Origin of the sequence: Nocardioides agariphilus, assembly GCF_015352445.1 — a bacterium.
GTDB lineage: Bacteria > Actinomycetota > Actinomycetes > Propionibacteriales > Nocardioidaceae > Nocardioides > Nocardioides agariphilus.
Map to the genome: position 1 here is coordinate 52648 of NZ_JADKPO010000014.1, position 17805 is coordinate 70452.

The following is a 17805-nucleotide window of genomic DNA, read 5'->3' on the forward strand; positions in this document are numbered from 1 at the left end:
GCTGCGCGCCTTCCTCAACCAGCGCGTGCGCGCCTTCCTCAACCAGCCGTGGCCAGCGCGCGTACGACGGCACTCGGGCTCGGGCGGCCGAGGTGACCGGCGAGCCAGCTGCTGGTGGCGACGAGCGCGTCGAGGTCGACGCCGTGCTCGATGCCGAGGCCGGTGAGGAACCAGACGAGGTCCTCGGTGGCGAGGTTGCCGGTGGCGGACTTGGCGTAGGGACAGCCGCCCAGGCCGCCCGCGCTCGCGTCGAAGGTGGTCACCCCGGCCTGCAGCGCAGCCAGGGTGTTGGCCAGTGCCTGCCCGTAGGTGTCGTGGAAGTGCATCGCGAGGGCCTCGATCCCCAGCCCCGCGTCGACGAAGGCCGAGACCAGGGCCGAGACGTGGCCCGCGGTGCCGACACCGATGGTGTCCCCGATGCTCAGCTGTGAGGCGCCCAGGTCGAACAGGCGCCTGCCTACCTCGACCACCTGCGAGACGGGTACGGCGCCCTCCCACGGGTCGCCGAAGCACATCGAGACATAGGCCCGTACGTCGACACCGGCGTCGCGCGCCCGGCGTACGGTCGGCTCGAACATCGCGAACTGCCCGTCGAGCGTGCTGTTGAGGTTCTTGGCGGCGAACGTCTCGGTCGCGCTGCCGAAGATCGCGATGTGGCGACAGCCCAGCTCCAACGCGCGGTCCAGGCCGCGCTCGTTGGGCACCAGCACGGGAAGGTCGCGTCCCCGCTCGCCCAGCAGGGTCATCAGCTCGGCCGCGTCGGCCAGCTGCGGGACCCACTTCGGGTGCACGAAGGACGTCGCCTCGACGACAGGAAGGCCCGCGTCGAGCAGGCGGGTGACCAGCTCCGCCTTGACCTCGGTCGGCACGAGGGCGGCCTCGTTCTGCAGGCCGTCGCGCGCCCCGACCTCGTAGATCGTGACCCGCTCCGGGAGCCCCTCGACGGTGACGACGGTTGGCCGGTCCATCACGCCTCTCCTTCCGTGGTCGAGGTGGTCGAACTGGTCGAGCTTGTCGAGACCATGAACAGCTGGTCGCCCAGCGACACCTGCTCACCGGCCACGGCGTCGACAGCTGACACCGTGCCGGCGAAGGGCGCCTTCAGCGCCAGCTCCATCTTCATGGCCTCGACCACACCGAGCACGTCGCCCTCCGCGACGCTCTGGCCGACGGCGACCCGGACCTCCAGGACCGTTCCCGGCATCGGCGCCACCACCGCACCGTCACCGGCGAGGAGTCCGTGGTCGGCGAACACGTCGGGGCGGTCGAAGACGAACCGCTGTCCGCGCCAGCAGACCTCCGCGATGTGCGGCTGCACGTTGACGACCGCCTGCTCGCGACGGCCGTCGATCTCCAGCACGGCCATGTGGTTGGCCGCACTGAGCATCCGCACCCGGTGCTCGCCCACGCTGTCGCGACCGACGAGGACCGGCCTGTCGAGCTCGACCCGCGTGTCCGCCGCCGGCCCGCCCAGGCGCCAGCCGTCGGCCTGGAAAGGGTGACCGCTGTCAGTGGTCGCGGCGAGCATGGCCTGCACCCAGGCGACGAACACCCGTGGGACGTCCGCGTCCGGGGCCGCCACCTCGGCGGTGTCGAGCCAGGCCGTGTCGATCCTCGCCTGCCGGAACTCATCGCTCGCGACCAGCGCTCGGAGGAACCCGGTGTTGGTGGTCAACCCGAGGATGCCCGTGCGGTCGAGCGCTCCGAGGAGGGCCCGTCGCGCGGCCTCGCGGTCGGGACCGTGCGCGATGACCTTGCCGAGCATCGGGTCGTAGGACGTGCTCACGACCTGGCCGCTCTCCAACGCCTGGTCGACCCGGATGCCCGCGCCCTCGGGCCACCGCACGAGCGAGGTGCGTCCGGCCTGCGGCAAGAAGCCACCGAAGGAGTCCTCCGCATAGACGCGCGCCTCGATCGCGTGCCCGGTGACCGCGATGTCGTCCTGCTTGAACGGCAGCGGCTTGCCGGCCGCGATGTCGAGCTGGAGGTGCACGAGGTCGAGGCCGGTGATCGCCTCGGTGACGGGGTGCTCGACCTGGAGCCGGGTGTTCATCTCCAGGAAGTAGGCCTCGTCGGTGTCGACGTCCAGGAGGAACTCCACCGTGCCGGCGTTGGTGTAGCCGACCTCGCGGGCCAAGGCGACCGCACTGTCGGTGACCAGACGTCGTACGCCGTCGCTGATCGTGGGTGCCGGGGCCTCCTCCAGCACCTTCTGGTGGCGACGCTGCGTCGAGCAGTCGCGCTCGTGGAGGTGCACGACGTTGCCGTGGTGGTCGGCGAGCACCTGCACCTCGATGTGGCGGCCGTGCTCGACGTACTTCTCCACGAGGATCGTGTCGTCGCCGAAGGCCGACAGCGCCTCGCGCTTCGCGGCCGCGACCGCCTCGTCGAAGTCCTCGGCCCGGCGCACGATGCGCATGCCCTTGCCGCCACCGCCGGCTGCGGCCTTGACGAGCACGGGAAACGCCACCTCGCTGGTTGAGGAAGGCGCGCTAGCGCCTGTCTCGAAACCCGCGAGCTCGAATGACGGCACCACCGGCACGCCGGCGCGTACGGCGATGTCGCGTGCGGCGTCCTTGCGGCCCATCTTGTCCATCACCCGGGCGGACGGCCCGACGAGCCGGATCTCGGCCTGCTCCAGCGCCGCGGCGAAGGCCGCCCGCTCCGAGAGGAAGCCGTAGCCGGGGTGCACGGCATCGGCTCGTGCCTGCTGTGCGGCTGCGACCACCGCCTCGATGTCGAGGTAGCTGCCGACCTCGATCGCGTCGTCGGCCGCGCGCGCGTGCGGAGCGTCGCGGTCGGTAGCCGTGTAGATCGCCACGCTGCGGCGGCCGGTCTCGCGGCAGGCGCGGATGACGCGCAGCGCGATCTCGCCGCGGTTGGCGACGAGGACGGTAGTGATCGGTCGGGCCACCTCGCTCACATCCGGAAGACGCCGAAGGACGGCGCGGGGATCGGGGCGTGCGCGGCGACGGCGAGCCCCATGCCGAGCACGCGGCGCGTGTCGGCCGGGTCGATGATGCCGTCGTCCCACAGGCGGGCGGTGGAGTAGTACGGCGAGCCTTGGCTCTCGTACTGGTCGCGGATGCCCGCCTTGAACTCCTCGGTGTCGTCCTTGTCGGGGCCCCGCACCTCGGCCAGCACGGACGCCGCCTGCTCGCCACCCATCACCGAGATCCGGGCGTTGGGCCACATCCACAGGAAACGCGGGTCGTAGGCGCGGCCGCACATGCCGTAGTTGCCGGCACCGAACGATCCCCCGATGACGACCGTGAACTTCGGCACGACCGAGCAGGCGACGGCGGTGACCAGCTTGGCTCCGTCGCGGGCGATGCCGCGGTTCTCGTACTCGCGGCCGACCATGAAGCCGGTGATGTTCTGCAAGAACACGATCGGGATGCCGCGCTGGTTGCACAGCTCGATGAAGTGCGCGCCCTTCAGCGAGGACTCGCTGAACAGGATCCCGTTGTTGGCCACGATCCCGACCTGGTGCCCCCAGATGTGTGCGAACCCGGTCACCAGCGTCTCGCCGTACAGCTGCTTGAACTCGTGGAACCTGCTGCCGTCCACGATCCGCCGGATCACCTCGCGCACGTCGTAGGGCGTGCGGGTGTCGGTCGGTACGACGTCGGCCAGGGTTCCGGGGTCCTCGTGCGGCTCCTCGACCTCGGTGCTGGTTGAGGAAGGACGAAGTCCTGTCTCGAAACCAGCGTGCCGGGGCAATGTGCCGACGATGGACCGCACGATCGCCAGCGCGTGGGCGTCGTCCTCGGCGAGGTGGTCGACGACGCCGGACCTCCGGGCGTGTACGTCGCCGCCGCCGAGCTCCTCGGCCGTGACGACCTCGCCGGTGGCGGCCTTCACCAGGGGCGGCCCGCCGAGGAAGATCGTGCCCTGGTCCTTGACGATGACCGACTCGTCGGACATCGCTGGGACGTAGGCACCGCCGGCGGTGCAGGACCCCATGACCGAGGCGATCTGGGGGATCCCGCGAGCCGACAGGTTGGCCTGGTTGAAGAAGATCCGGCCGAAGTGCTCCTTGTCGGGGAACACCTCGTCCTGCATCGGCAAGAACGCGCCGCCGGAGTCGACGAGGTAGACGCACGGCAGCAGGTTGTCCGCGGCGACCTGCTGCGCGCGGAGGTGCTTCTTCACCGTCATCGGGTAGTAGGTGCCGCCCTTGACCGTCGCGTCGTTGGCGACCACGACGCACTCGCGGCCCTCGATGCGGCCGATGCCGGTGACGATGCTGGCGGCGGGGACGGCGTACAGGTCCTCAGCAGACGCGCCGTACATCCCGAACGCCGCCAGCGGACTGAGCTCGAGGAACGGGCTGCCGGGGTCGAGCAGGCGGTCGACGCGGTCGCGGACCAGCAGCTTGCCGCGGTCGAGGTGCTTGCTGCGAGCGGACTCCGAGCCGCCCTGTCGCACGACGGCGAGGCGCTCGCGGAGCTCGGCGACCAGCTCGTGGAGTCCCGTGGTTCCAGGCACCCGGCTAGGTTAACGCTCATTAACCAGCCTCGCCAGTTAATGCTCGCTAACCTGTGCGGGTGGACCGCCCCGCCGACCGTCGCGAGCAGATCCTCGAGGTGGCCGCCCGGCTGTTCGCCGAGCGCGGCTTCCACGGGGTCTCCGTGGGCGACCTGGGCAAGGCGGTGGGCATCAGCGGGCCGGCGCTCTACAAGCACTTCGACTCCAAGGACGCCGTCTTGGCCGAGATGCTCATCGCCATCAGCGAGCGCCTGCTCGCCGAAGGACAGCAGCGCGTGGACCGAGCGGGCAACGCCGCAGACGCGCTGAGGGCCCTGGTCGACTGGCACGTGGACTTCGCGCTGGCCCAGCCGTCACTGATCGTGGTCCAAGACCGCGACTGGCGCTCGCTGCCCGCGCCGGCCCGCGAACGCGTCCGCAGTCTCCAGCGCGAGTACGTCGATCTCTGGGCCGCGCAGCTGCGTCGCCTTCGACGCGGGCTCACCCTCGACCAGGCACGGTCGATCGCCCACGCGACCTTCGGGCTGATCAACTCCACCCCCCACAGCAGGCTGCTGCCCGACGACGCCATGCGCCCGCTGCTGCGTGAGATGGCACTGCGCTCGCTGGACGTCTGAACCACACCGGTCCGCCAACTACTCTCACCAGCATGCGCTGGGACGCCCGGGGGACGATCGCGCTCCTCGTGTCGGCGCTCGTGGGAGTGACCGCGGGCGTCGTCGTGGGCCTCACCACCGGCGCGCCAGGGGGCGCCGATGCCAGGAAGGACCCGTCCAGCGGGTCCACGACCAGCGCTCCCGGCGATCCTCTGGGCGCGGGCGTCCCACTCGTCAACCTCGACTGCAACGCCAACAAGACCATCCTGGTCGTCGGCTTCGGCGAGACCCGCGGCTTCCTCGACAACGCCAAGTCCGCCAACCCGGACGGCGGCGTCAAGTACCTCGAGACCGCCAACTCCTGCGACACGGTCTACGGAGCAGAGGACAAGTTCCCGCCGACGTACGTCGCCTACCTCGGCCCCTTCGACGACCCCAGCGAACCCTGCGCCCTACGGATGAGCGTGGACCACCCGACGGCCGCGGTCAGCACGTTGCGGCCGGGAGCCCGCAACCACGTCGAATGCCTGTGCGTGCTGCAGCTCAACGAGGACAACTTCCCCCAGCTCGCCGTCGGCATGAGGGCCACCACCCGAGACGGCATCTACATCCGCGCCCTGCAGCGCCTGTTGATCGACATCGACGTCAACACCGCGGTCGTCATCAACGGCCACTACGACAGCGTCACCAGCCGGAGCGTGAGAGAGCTCCAAGAGCTCAACGCCCTCGACACCGATCCCCCCGGGTCGGTCGACCTCCAGACCTGGCGGATGCTTCGAGACCGGGCCTGCGTGGCCCAGGACTATTGAGAGGCGGGCGCGTCTCGAAACCCCTACAACAAGTGCTCGATGTCGGCCTCTTGCTTCAACAGCTCGAGGATGCGGCGGGCGCGGGCGGCGGCGTCGAGGGCGAGGGCGACCTCGTCCGGCTCGTCGCCCTGCGTGGATGACGGGGCGCGTCGGCCCTCGCGGGCGTGCAGGCGAGCCAGCAGGTCCTCGCGAGGCAGGCCTCGCAAGGCGAGCAGGACGAACGGGTCGGCGTCGGCGAGCCAGCCCACCTGGTAGGCGGCCGCGAGCGCGTGGGAGCACGGGTCGATCCAGGCCGCGCACGTGCACGACGCCTCCAGCTCGCCACCGAACGGCAACAGCTCGACGCCCGACTCCTCGGCGTGCTCGACCAGCGCGTGCGGCAGCTCGCCCGCCAGGAGCGCTGGCAGGCGGCCGGCCTCGGCGGCGACCGCCTCGACGAACGCCGAGCGGTCGCGCTCCTCGAGCAGGGGCAGGCCGGTGCTGGTCGACCACAGCTCGTCGCCGTCCTCGACGGCCGCGAGGAACCGACCCTCGGTCACCGTGATCGCACCGACCGCACCTGCGCGAGCCAGCGCGCGGGCTGCCTTGAGATCCGCCTCGCCGTACGCCGACTCCTCGCAGGCCCGCACCCATGCCTTGCCCCACCAGGTGGTCGCCCGAGCGGCTCCGCGCCGGGGCCGCAGGCGAGGATGGGTCGCGCGCACCGGCGGTCGTACGTCGGGCATCGCGCTCACCAGTCCTCGCTCGGGCTGCGCAGCGTGACCAGCTCGCGCAGCTCGTCGTCGGCCAGCTCGGTCAGGGCGGTCTCGCCGCGACTCAGCACGGCGTCGGCGAGCGAACGCTTGCGGGCGAGCAGCTCGGCGATGCGTTCCTCGATCGTGCCGCGCGTGATCATCCGGTGCACCTGGACCGGTTTGTCCTGGCCGATGCGATAGGCCCGGTCGGTCGCCTGGTCCTCGACGGCGGGGTTCCACCAGCGGTCGACATGGATGACGTGGTCGGCGCGGGTCAGGTTGAGGCCGGTGCCGCCGGCCTTCAGGGACAGCAGGAAGACCGGCACCTCGCCCGCCTGGAAGGTCCGCACCATCGCATCGCGAGCCCGCGGGGGCACGCCGCCGTGCAGGAGCTGGTGGGTGATGCCGACGCGGGACAGGTGGTCTTCGAGCAGCCGGGCCATCGCGACGTACTGGGTGAAGACCAAGGCCGCGCCGCCCTCGGCCAGGATCGTGGCGAGCAGCTCGTCGAGCAGGTCCAGCTTGTGGGAGCGGCCTCCCAGACGGACGGCTCCGGACTGCTTGAGGAACTGCGCGGGGTGGTTGCAGATCTGCTTGAGCCCGGTGAGGAGCGCGAGCACGAGCCCCCGTCGGGAGTCCTCGTCGGCACGCTCGATGCGCTCCATGGTGTCGCGCACGAACGCCTCGTAGAGCACCGTCTGCTCGCGGGTCAGCCCGAGCGGGTGGTCGGTCTCGGTCTTGGGCGGCAGCTCGGGTGCGATGCCGGGGTCGGACTTGCGGCGCCGGAGCACGAACGGGCTCACCAGGTCGGCGAACTGCCGGGTCTTCTCCTCGTGGGCACCGGACTCGATCGGCGCCGCCCACACCTTGCGGAACGCGTTGCGGCTGCCGAGCAGCCCCGGGATCGCCCAGTCGAGGATCGCCCACAGCTCGGTCAGGTTGTTCTCGACGGGGGTGCCGGTCAGGGCCACGCGCGCCGTGCCGGGGATGGCTCGCAGCGCGCGAGCGGCGGCCGAGGTGGCGTTCTTGACGTGTTGGGCCTCATCGGCGACGACCAGCCCCCAATCGAGCTCGCGCAGTCTCGTGCTCTCGTTCGCCGTCGAGCCGTGGTCGCTGCGCAGGGTGCCGTAGGTCGTCAGGACGAAGCCACCCTCCACTCCCGCCAGGGACCGGCCGCCGCCGTGAAAGCGGTGCACGGGAGTGCCAGGTGCGAACCGCTCGATCTCGGCCTCCCAGTTGCCCAGCAGCGAGGCCGGGCAGACCACGAGAGTGGGCCGGGTGTCGCCTGCGGTGACGATCCGGTGGAGGTGGAGGGCGATCACCGTGATCGTCTTGCCCAGACCCATGTCGTCGGCCAGGCAGCACCCGAGTCCCAAGGACGTCAGGTGGTCCAGCCACGTCAGGCCGTGTCGTTGGTAGTCGCGCAGCGTGGCGTTGAGCGCCTTCGGGGTGGGCACGGGCTCGCTGGTGGCGGCGCCGAGCAGGCGGCGGCGTACGTCGAGCAGGCTCGCGCCGACGACCACCTCCTCCTCGTCGTCGCCGACCTCGATCGCCCCGGTCAGCGCCGCGGCCACTGCTTGCACCGGGGTGATGGTGCGGATCAGTCGCTTCTTGGCCTTGCGGGCCACGGCCGGGTCGACGACGGTCCAGGCGCCGCGCAGCTTCAGCACCGGGCTCGCGGCCTGGGCCAGCTGCCTCATCTCGTGGTCGCTGAGCGGCTCGCCGTGCAGCGCGAGCTGCCACTTGAAGGCGAACATCGCGTCGGGACCGAAGAGCCCGGTCATCAGCGGGTTGTCGCCGCTCTTGTCGGTGCTCCTCATGACACCGCCGGCGCCGTGGTGCTCCAGCGTGGCGCGGGCCGTCAGGTCGCGCCCGAGGCTGCGCGGCCACAGCACGTCGACGCCGACCTTGCGCAACGCGGCCACGCCCTCGTCGAGGAGCGAGACCAGATCGTCGGTGTCGAGGGTGATCTCGTCGGGCACCCGCAGCTCGAGCAGCCGGTCGAGCACGGGCCAGGCCTGGGCCGCCGCGCGGAGCGCGATCGCCGCGTGCACGCGAGCCCGCTCGTCGAACCCGTGCTCGTCGGTGCTGCCGGTCCACAGCAGCGCGGCCGCGCACAGGTGCAGCGGGTCGAGCTCGTCGTGGACCTGGAGCACCAGTCGCACCGAGCCCGCGACCAGCTCCTCCTCGTCGGCCTCGACGCGCAGCGAGATGGTGACCAGCGCCGGGAGTCGCACCCGGCTGCGGCGGGTGAGGAGGCCGGCGTCGAGTCGCGTCTTGAACTCGGCTGGCCGCGTGGGCAGTGTCGGCGTGCCACGAGGCAGCGCGTCGACCACGGCCGCCACCAAGTGCCGGACGGCCTGCTCGGCCTCCTCGGGCGACCACCCGTCGTACGACGACTCGTGGGCCAGCCGGTGGATGCGGGCCTCCTCGTCGGGCTCGAGCGGCTCGGGCAGCCAGCGCCCGTCGCCGGGTCCGAACCTCCCCGCACCGACCAGCCGCAACGCCAGCACGCCCGCCTCGGCCAGCAGCGCCACCGACGGGTGGGGAGTGCCCCGCCGTCGCGCTCGGGTGAGTACGGGCAGGGCCTCTCGCACCGGCAGCGAGACCGTCGCGGCACCCCCCGTGAACTCCACCCTCGACTCGCGCGGCGGATCCGCCACGTGCACCGTCGCCGGCCCACTCACCGGCGCGACGTACGTGCTCACTCCCGAGACGGTAACCGCCACCCCCGACACCCGGGTCTGCATCATCCGGTGTGCGTGGCGGCGTACTCCCCTGCGGTTGGCGGGTCACTCCGGTGTGCGTTGGCGGCGTACTCCGGCGTGCGTGGGGGCGTACTCCGGCGCGCGTGGCGGGGTACTCCCGTGCGGTTGGCGGGTCATTCGGCGCCCTAGACCCGTCAACTGCACGGGAGTACCGCCCCAGCAGTGACCGGAGAGTGAATCCGGTTGCAGGAGGGTCGGTGCTCGGGCCTACGCTCGAACCCGTGACTCAAGCCTCCACTCCCGCGGCTCCCGAATACCCCGACCACATCGATGGTGCCGTGCTCAAGGTCGCCGGCGTCGTGGTCCTCGGGGCGATCATGACGATCCTCGACATCACGGTCGTCAACGTCGCGCTGCCGACATTCCAGACGGTGTTCACGGGTGTCGACCACCCGCTGCTCTACTCCACGGTCGCGTGGACGGTCACGGGATACACCCTGGCGCTCGCGACGGTCATCCCGATGACCGGCTGGGCCGCCGACAGGTTCGGCACCAAGCGTCTCTACCTGATCGCGATCGGCTTGTTCACGCTCGGCTCGGCGCTGTGCGCAGCGGCGTCGTCGATCGAGATGCTGATCACCTTCCGCGTCATCCAGGGCCTCGGCGGCGGCATGCTGATGCCGCTCGGCATGACGATCATGACCAAGGCTGCGGGGCCGCACCGGATGGGCCGCCTGATGGCGATCCTGGGCATCCCGATGCTGCTCGGCCCGATCCTGGGCCCGATCATCGGCGGTTGGCTGATCGAGCACGCCAGCTGGCACTGGATCTTCCTGATCAACGTGCCGCTCGGCATCGCCGCGATCATCTACGCCTGGATCGTCCTCGAGAAGGACGCGCCCCAGCCTTCGGAGTCCTTCGACTTCCTCGGCATGGCCCTGATGTCGCCGGGCCTGGCCCTGTTCCTCTACGGCGTGTCCTCGATCCCGGGCGCGGCCCAGGGCGTCTACGGCTACACGCGGGTGTGGGTGACGGGCATCGTCGGCCTGGTGCTGGTGATCGCGTTCGTGTTCCACGCCTTCCGGCCCGAGCACCCCCTGATCGACCTGCGGCTGTTCAAGAACCGCAACCTGACGGTCTCGATCATCACGATGTTCTTGTTCGTGGCCGCGTTCTTCGGCGGCCTGCTGCTGGTGCCGACCTACTTCCAGCAGATCCGCGGCGAGTCGGCCCTGATGGCCGGCCTGCTCGTGGCACCCCAGGGACTCGGCGCGATGCTGACGATGCCGATCGCCGGCACGCTCAGCGACCGGCTGCCCGTGGGCCGGATCGTGCCCTTCGGTCTGGTCGTGATCATCATCGGCATGTTCGGGCTGACCCAGGTCACCGAGGACACGTCCTACACCCTGCTGATCGCCGAGCTCTTCGTCCTCGGGCTGGGCATGGGCGGCACGATGATGCCGCTGTTCACCTCGGCCCTGAAGACCCTCCGGTCCCACGAGGTCGCTCGCGGCTCGACGCTGCTCAACATCAACCAGCAGATCGGCAGCTCGGTGGGCGTCGCGGTGATCTCGGTGATCCTCACCGCCCAGCTCAACGGCTCAGACCTGGCGCGGCCCGCCATGGCCGCAACCCTCGACCCCGACCTGATCGACCAGGTGGGCGGGGCGGCCGCCGTGGCTGCCGGGCTCAAGGACGCCGCAGCCGCCTTCGCCGACACCTTCTGGGTGGCGTGGGTGCTCGTGGTCCTGACGATGGTCCCGGCCTTCCTGCTGCCCCGAAAGCACGAGGAGTCGCACCTCACCGACGACGAGGCAGGCGACGCCGCGCCTCCTGTCGTGATGCACTGAGGGGCGCCGCATGGTCCGGTCACCGCGCCTCGAGACCCGGTGACCGGACCGCGCACCCAGCTCAACCGGTCGTCGCCAGCACCAGCGGGTGTATGGCGGCCGCGCCGGTCGCCCGTAGGTCGCGCGCCGCGAGGGTGAGGGTCCAACCGGTGACGCACTGGTCGTCGACGAGCAGGACCTCCGCGCCGTCGAGGACGTCAGGCGGAGCGTCAGCGGCCGGTCGCCACGCGTAGCGCCGCGAGACCGCCCCCACGCGCTGTGCCGAGTTGGCCTGGCCTCGGCCGGGCCCGATGGCGGGGTCGACGATCGCGTAGCTGCCCACGACGGGCACCTGGAGATAGCGGGAGAGCCCCGCGACCAGGTCACCGACCAGCGTCGGCCGGGTAGCCGACTCGACGGCCACGATCGCCGACACGCGCGGGCGCCAGTCGTCGAGCACGTCGATGACCGCCTTGAGCAAGGGCAGCGGCACCGGCCCGTCGTCGGCGTCGGCGCGGAACAGGGCCCGCAGTGCGGCGCCGTGTCCGAGGTCGGTGAGGCGGGCAACGGCTCGACCCTCTTCGGCGCCCTCGGCGATGCGGCCCTTGACGTCGAGGCCGAGCGCGGCCAGCCCGGTGGGCCACATCTTGCGCGGGGCCACGGGCACGCCCGGGCGGGCCAACCGCTCGCTGGCCGCGTCGACCGCTGCCTCGGACAGGCTGGTCGACAGCGTCAGGCCGCCGCAGTTGTCGCACCGACCGCAGCGCGCTGCCTCGGGGTCGTCGAGCTGGGCACGCAGGTAGTGCATGCGGCAGTCGTCGGTCGCGATGTAGTCGAGCATCGCCTGCTGCTCACGCTCGCGGGCCTCGCGGACCCGGGCGTAGCGCTCCGCGTCGTAGGGCCACGCCTCGCCGGTGGAGACCCAGCCGCCGCCGACCCGGCGTACGGCGCCGTCGACATCGAGCACCTTGAGCATGGTCTCCAGGCGCGTGCGGGACAGCTCGACCCGGGTCTCGATGGCCGCCGTCGACATCGGCCGGCCCTCGGCGGCGAGCACGTCGAGGGTCTGTCGGACCAGCTCCTCGCGCGGGAAGGCCAAGGAGGCGAAGTAGGCCCAGATGTCGCGGTCCTCGGTGGCAGGCAGCAGCACCACCGTCGCGTCGTCGGTGCCGCGTCCGGCACGGCCGACCTGCTGGTAGTAGGCCACCGGCGACTGCGGGGCGCCCAGGTTGACCACGAACCCGAGCGTCGCGTCGAAGCCCATGCCGAGGGCGCTGGTGGCCACCAACGCCTTGACGTCGCCCGCAGCCAACCGCGACTCGAGCTCGAGTCGCTCGGCCGTGTCGGTCTGGCCGGAGTAGGCGTGGACGTCGTGCCCGCGCGAGCGCAGGTAGTCGGCGACCTCCTGGGTGGCGGCCACGGTCAGGCAGTAGACGATGCCGGAGCCGGGCTGCTCAGCAAGGTGGTCGGCCAGCCAGGCCAGGCGCTGCTCGGCCGTCTTGAGGCGCATCACGCCGAGGCGCAGGGACTCGCGGTCCAGGGATCCGCGCAGCACGAGGACGTCGTGGCCGAGCTGCTCGGCGACGTCGGCGGTGACCCGCGCGTTGGCCGTCGCGGTCGTCGCCAGCACGGGTACGCCGTCGGGCAGATCGCCAAGGAGCGTGCGGATGCGGCGGTAGTCGGGCCGGAAGTCGTGACCCCAGTCGGAGATGCAGTGAGCCTCGTCGATGACGAGCAGGCCGCAGGTGGCCGCCAGACGCGGCAGCACCTGGTCGCGGAACCCCGGGTTGTTGAGCCGCTCGGGCGAGACGAGGAGCACGTCGACCTCGCCCGCGCGGATCTGCTCGTGGACCGGCTCCCACTCCTCGATGTTGGTGGAGTTGATCGTCACCGCACGGATGCCGGCGCGCTGCGCGGCGGCGATCTGGTTGCGCATCAGGGCGAGCAGTGGCGAGACGATGACGGTCGGCCCGGCACCCTCGGCACGCAGCAGCAGCGTCGCCACGAAGTAGACCGCGGACTTGCCCCATCCGGTGCGCTGCACGACGAGGGCTCGCCGCTTGTCGACGGCCAGCGCCGAGATGGCGGCCCACTGGTCGTCGTAGAGGACGGCGTCATCTCGACCGACCAGCGCCCGCAGGTGTGCCTCGGCGCGCTGCCTCACCTCGGGTCGGGTGTCGGTCGCGGTGGGAGCGGGCATGCCCCCTGTCTATCAGCGGGCGACGACAGGGCGGATTCGCTCTCCACAAGCCGCCTGCTGGTTGAGGAGGTTACGCAGCAACCATCTCGAAGCCCCCGGAACCGAGGAACATCGTCTGGTTTCGAGACAGGCGCTAGCGCGCCTTCCTCAACCAGCGAACACCGCTCGCCGCGCCTTCCTCAACCAGCGAACACCGCTCGCCGCGCATTCCTCAACCAGCGAACACCGCTACCAGATGCGGACGCGGGCCTCGGGGTCCAGCCAGAGGCCGTCGGTGGGGACGGTCTGGAAGGCGGAGTGGAACTCGTCGAGGTTGCGCACGATGTTGGCCCTGAACTCCGGCGGGCTGTGGGGGTCGATGGTGAGGTACTGCAGCGCGGTCTCCTTGCGGCGCTTGGTGCGCCAGCAGTACGCCCAGTTCAAGAACACCCGTTGCCGGTCCTCGACCGTGACATCAGAAGAGTCGTCCTCGCGCGAGATCAGGTAGGCCTGGTAGGCGATCGCCAGGCCACCGAGGTCGCCGATGTTCTCGCCGACGGTCAGGGCCCCGTTGACGTGCTCGCCTGGCAGGGCGCGCGGCTCGAACCCGTCGTACTGCGCGATCAGCGCCTGGGACTTCACCTCGAAGGCCGACTTGTCCTCGGCGGTCCACCAGTCGTTGAGGTTGCCGGTGCCGTCGTACTGCGAGCCCTGGTCGTCGAAGCCGTGGCCGATCTCGTGGCCGATCACCGCGCCGATGCCGCCGTAGTTCTCGGCGGGATCGGCGTCGGGCGAGAAGAACGGCTTCTGCAAGATGCCGGCCGGAAAGCAGATCTCGTTGGTGCCGGGGTTGTAGTAGGCGTTGACCTGCTGCGGCAGCATCAGCCACTCGTCCTTGTCGACGGGCGCACCGATCTTGGCCAGCTGTCGCGCGGTCTCGAAGGACGCTGCGGCGGTGGCGTTGCGGAGCAGCTCACCGGGGTAGAACTTCAGCCGCGAGTAGTCCCGCCACTTCACCGGGTAGCCGATCTTGGGCTGGAACCGGTCGAGCTTGTCGAAGGCCCGCTGCTTGGTCTCCTCGCTCATCCAGCCGAGGCCGGCGATGGAGCGCCGGTAGGCCTCGACGAGGTTGGCGACCAGGTCGTCCATCAGCGCCTTGCTGCGCGGGGGGAAGTGCCGCTCGACGTACTCGCGGCCGACGGCCTCGCCCATCGCGCCCTCGACCATGGAGACGCCGCGCTTCCAGCGAGCCCGGAGCTCCGGGGTGCCGCCGAGGGTGCGTCCGAAGAAGTCGAAGTTGGCCTGCACGAAGTCATCCGGGAGGTACGGCGCGGCCGACCGGATCACCTTGGCCAGCACGTAGCTGCGCCAGTCCTCCATCGCGGTCTCGGTGAGCACCGTGGAGAGGTGCTCGAGGTAGGACGGCTGCCGCACGCACACCTCGAACAGGGTGTCGCGCGAGCCGCCCAGGTTGCGCACCCACCCGTCCCAGTCGAACGCCGGGCACAGCTCGCCCAGCTCGGCGAAGGTCTTGAGGTTGTAGGTCTTGATCACATCGCGCGTCTCGGCGCGCTCCCAGTGACCCTCGGCCAGACGGGTCTCCAGGCGCAGGACCGCGGCCGCGCGACCATCGGCGTCGTCGACACCGGCCAGGCCGAACATGGTGGCCAGGTGTGCGACGTACTTCTCGCGGATCTCGGCGAACTTCTCGTCGCGGTAGTAGGTCTCGTCGGGGAGCCCCAGTCCGCCTTGCAGGAAGTAGACGATGTAGCGCTCGGCGTTGCGGTCGTCGTTGTCGACGTAGGAGCGGAAGAGCCCGCTGCCGCCGCTGCTCTCGAACTCGCCGAGGAAGCCGGCCATGTCGCGTACGTCGCGCAGGGATGCCGCCGCGTCGAGCACCGGTCGCAGCGGCTTGAGGCCGAGTGCGTCGATCGTGGCCTCGTCCATGAACGACGCGTAGAGCGCTGCGATCTTCTTGGAGTCCTCGTCGTCGCCGCCGCGCTCGGTCAGCTCCTCGATGATCTGGTGGACCTGCTTCTCGGCGTCGTCTGCCAGCTGGACGAACGGACCCCAGCTCGACCGGTCGCTCGGGATGTCCTCCTCGTCGAGCCAACGGCCGTTGACGTGGCCGAACAGGTCGTCCTGCGGCCTGATGTCGAGATTCATGCCCGCGCGGGCGTCGTCCAGGATGCTCACGACGGGAGAGCCTAGACGCCGGGCCGAGCGCTGGATCGTCGTGGGCCGCCTCCCTTGACCAGCACGACCGACTTGCCGAGACCGCGGCGCTCGTCGATGTCGAGGAGTGCCCGGGCGACGTCGTCGAAGGCGTACGTCGAGCCGATGGGCGGGCTGACGACCCCCGACTCGAGCAGTGGCCGCAGTGCCGCCCACTGACGCTGCATGTAGTCGGAGGACGCCATGGCGTACCCGCCCCAGTTCACGCCGCGCACGTCGATGTTGTTGAGGAGCAGACGGTTGACCTTCACCTCGGGGATGCCCTGCCCGGCCGCGAACCCGACGACGAGCAGCCGGCCGAACGGGGCGAGCAGCCGCAGGGAGTCGAGGAAGACCTCGCCACCGACGACGTCGACCACGATGTCCACACCGCGCCCGTTGGTCAGCTCGAGCACGGCCTCCTTGAAGCCAGCGGCCAGCACCGCGTGGTCGGCTCCGGCCTGCCGCGCGTACGCAGCCTTCTCCGGCGTCGAGGTCACCGCGATGGTCTGCGCCCGCAAGCCCTTGGCCACCTGGAGCACCGCCGTACCGACCCCGCCCGCCGCACCGTGCACCAGCACCGTCTCGCCCTCCCGCAGCCCGGCGCGGTCGAGGAGCGCGAAGTGCGCGGTGAGCACGTTCATCGGGATCGCGGCACCCGTCTGGTAGGACACGTTGTCGGGCAGCGCGAACGTCCACGCCGCCGGCGCAACGGCGCGCTCGCCACCGCCGCCGTACGGCACCGCGGCCGCCACCCGCTGGCCGGGTTCGAACCCCGAACCATCGACGGGTCCGCTGACGACCGTGCCCGCAACGTCGATCCCGATCGTGAACGGCGGCTCGGGCCGCAGCTGGTACAGCCCCTTGCTGAGCAGGACATCAGGGAACGAGACGCCGAAGGCGTGTACGTCGATCAGCACGTCGTGCTCGCCGGGCACCGGCTCCTCGACGTCGCGGACGACGACGTCCGCCGGTCCGGTGGTCGTCACGACCTGGGCAGCACGCATGGGCTGATCATGCCCCCGGTCGCGCGACTACCCCGGGTTGACGATGGCGTTGGCCTCGAAGTGCATCGGGTCGGTGTAGTGCCAGTGACCGCCCCAGGTGAAGCCCCACTGCTCGAAGATGGCGACGACCCGGCGGTCCATCTCGCCCACGGTGCCGCGTTGGTTGCCGCGCGCGTTGAGGTCGAGCGCCAGCCCGAAGGCGTGGTTGGACAGCGTCGTCGAGCCGGCGATGAACCGCGGGTAGTAGCAGCCGGCGTACTCGTCCGGGTGGATCTGGCCGGCCAGCCCGTCGTCCACGATCTCCTGCAGAGCCGCCCGCAGCTGGGGGAAGATCAGGGAGTTGCAGGTGACCGAGCCCAGGATCGGCACCTCCTGGGTGCTGATGTGCGAACGCACCCACGACGCCTCCGGCTGGATCAGGCGTCCGCCCGGCAGCACCCTGTAGTTGTAGATGCCGACGGCATCGCCGACCGAGCCGACGAGGTAGGCCGTCTGCCGGGCGTGGATGTCGAGGCCGAGCCGCGCGGCGATGTCGACGCGCTGCACCGAGGCCGCGTGGCCGACGATCCTGGCGATCGGCTTGCGCAGCGCCTCGGGGGCCTGGCGGGGGTACGCCGCCACGATGAGCGCGTTGTCCGGCTCCATGCCCAGCTGCTCACCGATCTCCTGGCTCACCACGGCCTGGATCTGCGGGAACTGCGGCGCATACGCGCCGACCACGACGCGCGGAGCATCCGCCGCGCTGCCGAGCTGGAGCCGCCCGTCGTCGGGCACCAACCGCTTGAGCCCCTTCACGAGCGCGAGCTGCCCCTCGGCCACCCGCTGCCACTGCTCCTGGAGGTTGGCGCTCTCCTCGGGCGTGTAGAGGCGGTACGTCGCGGGGTCGACCGCAGCGATGTTGATGGCCCGGTTCTCGACGCTCACCTGGGCCATCGAGAGGCGCTCGACGCTGCGCACGCCGTGGACCTTGCGGATCCGCGCGACCATCTCGTCGGTCAGCGTCTCCTTGCTGAACACCAGGATGTCGGCGTTGCGCAGCGCCTCGGTGCGCGGCCCCACGCTGGGGCCGGGATCCTGCGTCGGAGTGGGATCGCTGACGGCGGTCTGCGTGGCCGGTGCCGTGGCGGGCGGGTCCGTCGTACGGCTGCTGTGGTCGTCAACGCAGGAGGCCAGACCGGAGGCGAGCAACGCGGCGGCCGCGAAGGCCAGCGCGCGTCGTGCTCCCCCGTTCACCGAAC

12 protein-coding genes are annotated in these 17805 nt (G+C 70.8%); 3 read left to right on the plus strand and 9 right to left on the minus strand.

Annotated elements, in window-relative coordinates:
- Positions 1-38 precede the first annotated feature (38 nt).
- From ISU10_RS11935 to ISU10_RS11945, 3 genes are read right to left on the minus strand one after another with little or no spacing between them, the layout of a single operon-like run.
- The gene (locus ISU10_RS11935) at positions 39-968 is read right to left on the minus strand and encodes a hydroxymethylglutaryl-CoA lyase (RefSeq protein WP_194696624.1); all 930 of its coding nucleotides are present in this window, start codon (positions 966-968) and stop codon (positions 39-41) included.
- A complete protein-coding gene (locus tag ISU10_RS11940) occupies positions 968-2914 on the minus strand; it encodes an acetyl/propionyl/methylcrotonyl-CoA carboxylase subunit alpha (RefSeq protein WP_370865238.1) in 1947 nt (648 codons plus the stop codon). The genes ISU10_RS11935 and ISU10_RS11940 overlap by 1 nt, the downstream gene beginning before the upstream one ends.
- A gap of 5 nt (positions 2915-2919) precedes the next feature.
- Positions 2920-4491: a carboxyl transferase domain-containing protein gene (locus ISU10_RS11945; protein ID WP_194696626.1), complete on the minus strand. Its 1572-nt coding sequence runs from the start codon at positions 4489-4491 to the stop codon at positions 2920-2922.
- A 59-nt stretch (positions 4492-4550) separates the two neighbouring features.
- On the opposite strand from ISU10_RS11945, the gene ISU10_RS11950 reads away from it, so the two are divergent.
- Positions 4551-5108 carry an SACE_7040 family transcriptional regulator gene (locus ISU10_RS11950; RefSeq protein WP_370865240.1) on the plus strand — a complete coding sequence of 186 codons (558 nt, stop codon included), beginning with the start codon at positions 4551-4553 and terminating at the stop codon, positions 5106-5108.
- A 32-nt stretch (positions 5109-5140) separates the two neighbouring features.
- Positions 5141-5896, plus strand: coding sequence for a peptidoglycan-binding protein (locus tag ISU10_RS11955; RefSeq protein WP_194696628.1), 756 nt, complete (start codon positions 5141-5143; stop codon positions 5894-5896).
- 23 nt (positions 5897-5919) lie between these two features.
- Here ISU10_RS11955 and ISU10_RS11960 read toward each other — a convergent pair whose 3' ends face one another.
- Both ISU10_RS11960 and ISU10_RS11965 read right to left on the minus strand, forming a co-directional pair.
- Positions 5920-6621: an SWIM zinc finger family protein gene (locus ISU10_RS11960; protein WP_194696691.1), complete on the minus strand. Its 702-nt coding sequence runs from the start codon at positions 6619-6621 to the stop codon at positions 5920-5922.
- A 5-nt stretch (positions 6622-6626) separates the two neighbouring features.
- The gene (locus ISU10_RS11965; protein WP_370865242.1) at positions 6627-9338 is read right to left on the minus strand and encodes a DEAD/DEAH box helicase; all 2712 of its coding nucleotides are present in this window, start codon (positions 9336-9338) and stop codon (positions 6627-6629) included.
- Between the two features lie 281 nt (positions 9339-9619).
- Between ISU10_RS11965 and ISU10_RS11970 the strand changes: the two genes are divergently transcribed.
- The gene (locus ISU10_RS11970; RefSeq protein ID WP_370865244.1) at positions 9620-11188 is read left to right on the plus strand and encodes a DHA2 family efflux MFS transporter permease subunit; all 1569 of its coding nucleotides are present in this window, start codon (positions 9620-9622) and stop codon (positions 11186-11188) included.
- Positions 11189-11249: 61 nt separating this feature from the next.
- Here the strand turns inward: ISU10_RS11970 and ISU10_RS11975 are convergent, their stop codons facing one another.
- From ISU10_RS11975 to ISU10_RS11990, 4 genes are all read right to left on the minus strand, one after another.
- Complete coding sequence (locus ISU10_RS11975) at positions 11250-13367, minus strand: RecQ family ATP-dependent DNA helicase (RefSeq protein ID WP_194696629.1); 2118 nt, start codon at positions 13365-13367, stop codon at positions 11250-11252.
- A gap of 228 nt (positions 13368-13595) precedes the next feature.
- On the minus strand, positions 13596-15542 hold the full coding sequence (locus tag ISU10_RS11980; protein ID WP_370865246.1) for a M13 family metallopeptidase: 1947 nt from the start codon (positions 15540-15542) through the stop codon (positions 13596-13598).
- Positions 15543-15553: 11 nt separating this feature from the next.
- Positions 15554-16567, minus strand: coding sequence for an NADPH:quinone oxidoreductase family protein (locus ISU10_RS11985; protein WP_194696630.1), 1014 nt, complete (start codon positions 16565-16567; stop codon positions 15554-15556).
- A 27-nt stretch (positions 16568-16594) separates the two neighbouring features.
- A complete protein-coding gene (locus ISU10_RS11990) occupies positions 16595-17800 on the minus strand; it encodes a M15 family metallopeptidase (protein WP_194696631.1) in 1206 nt (401 codons plus the stop codon).
- Between the last annotated feature and the right edge of the window lie 5 nt (positions 17801-17805).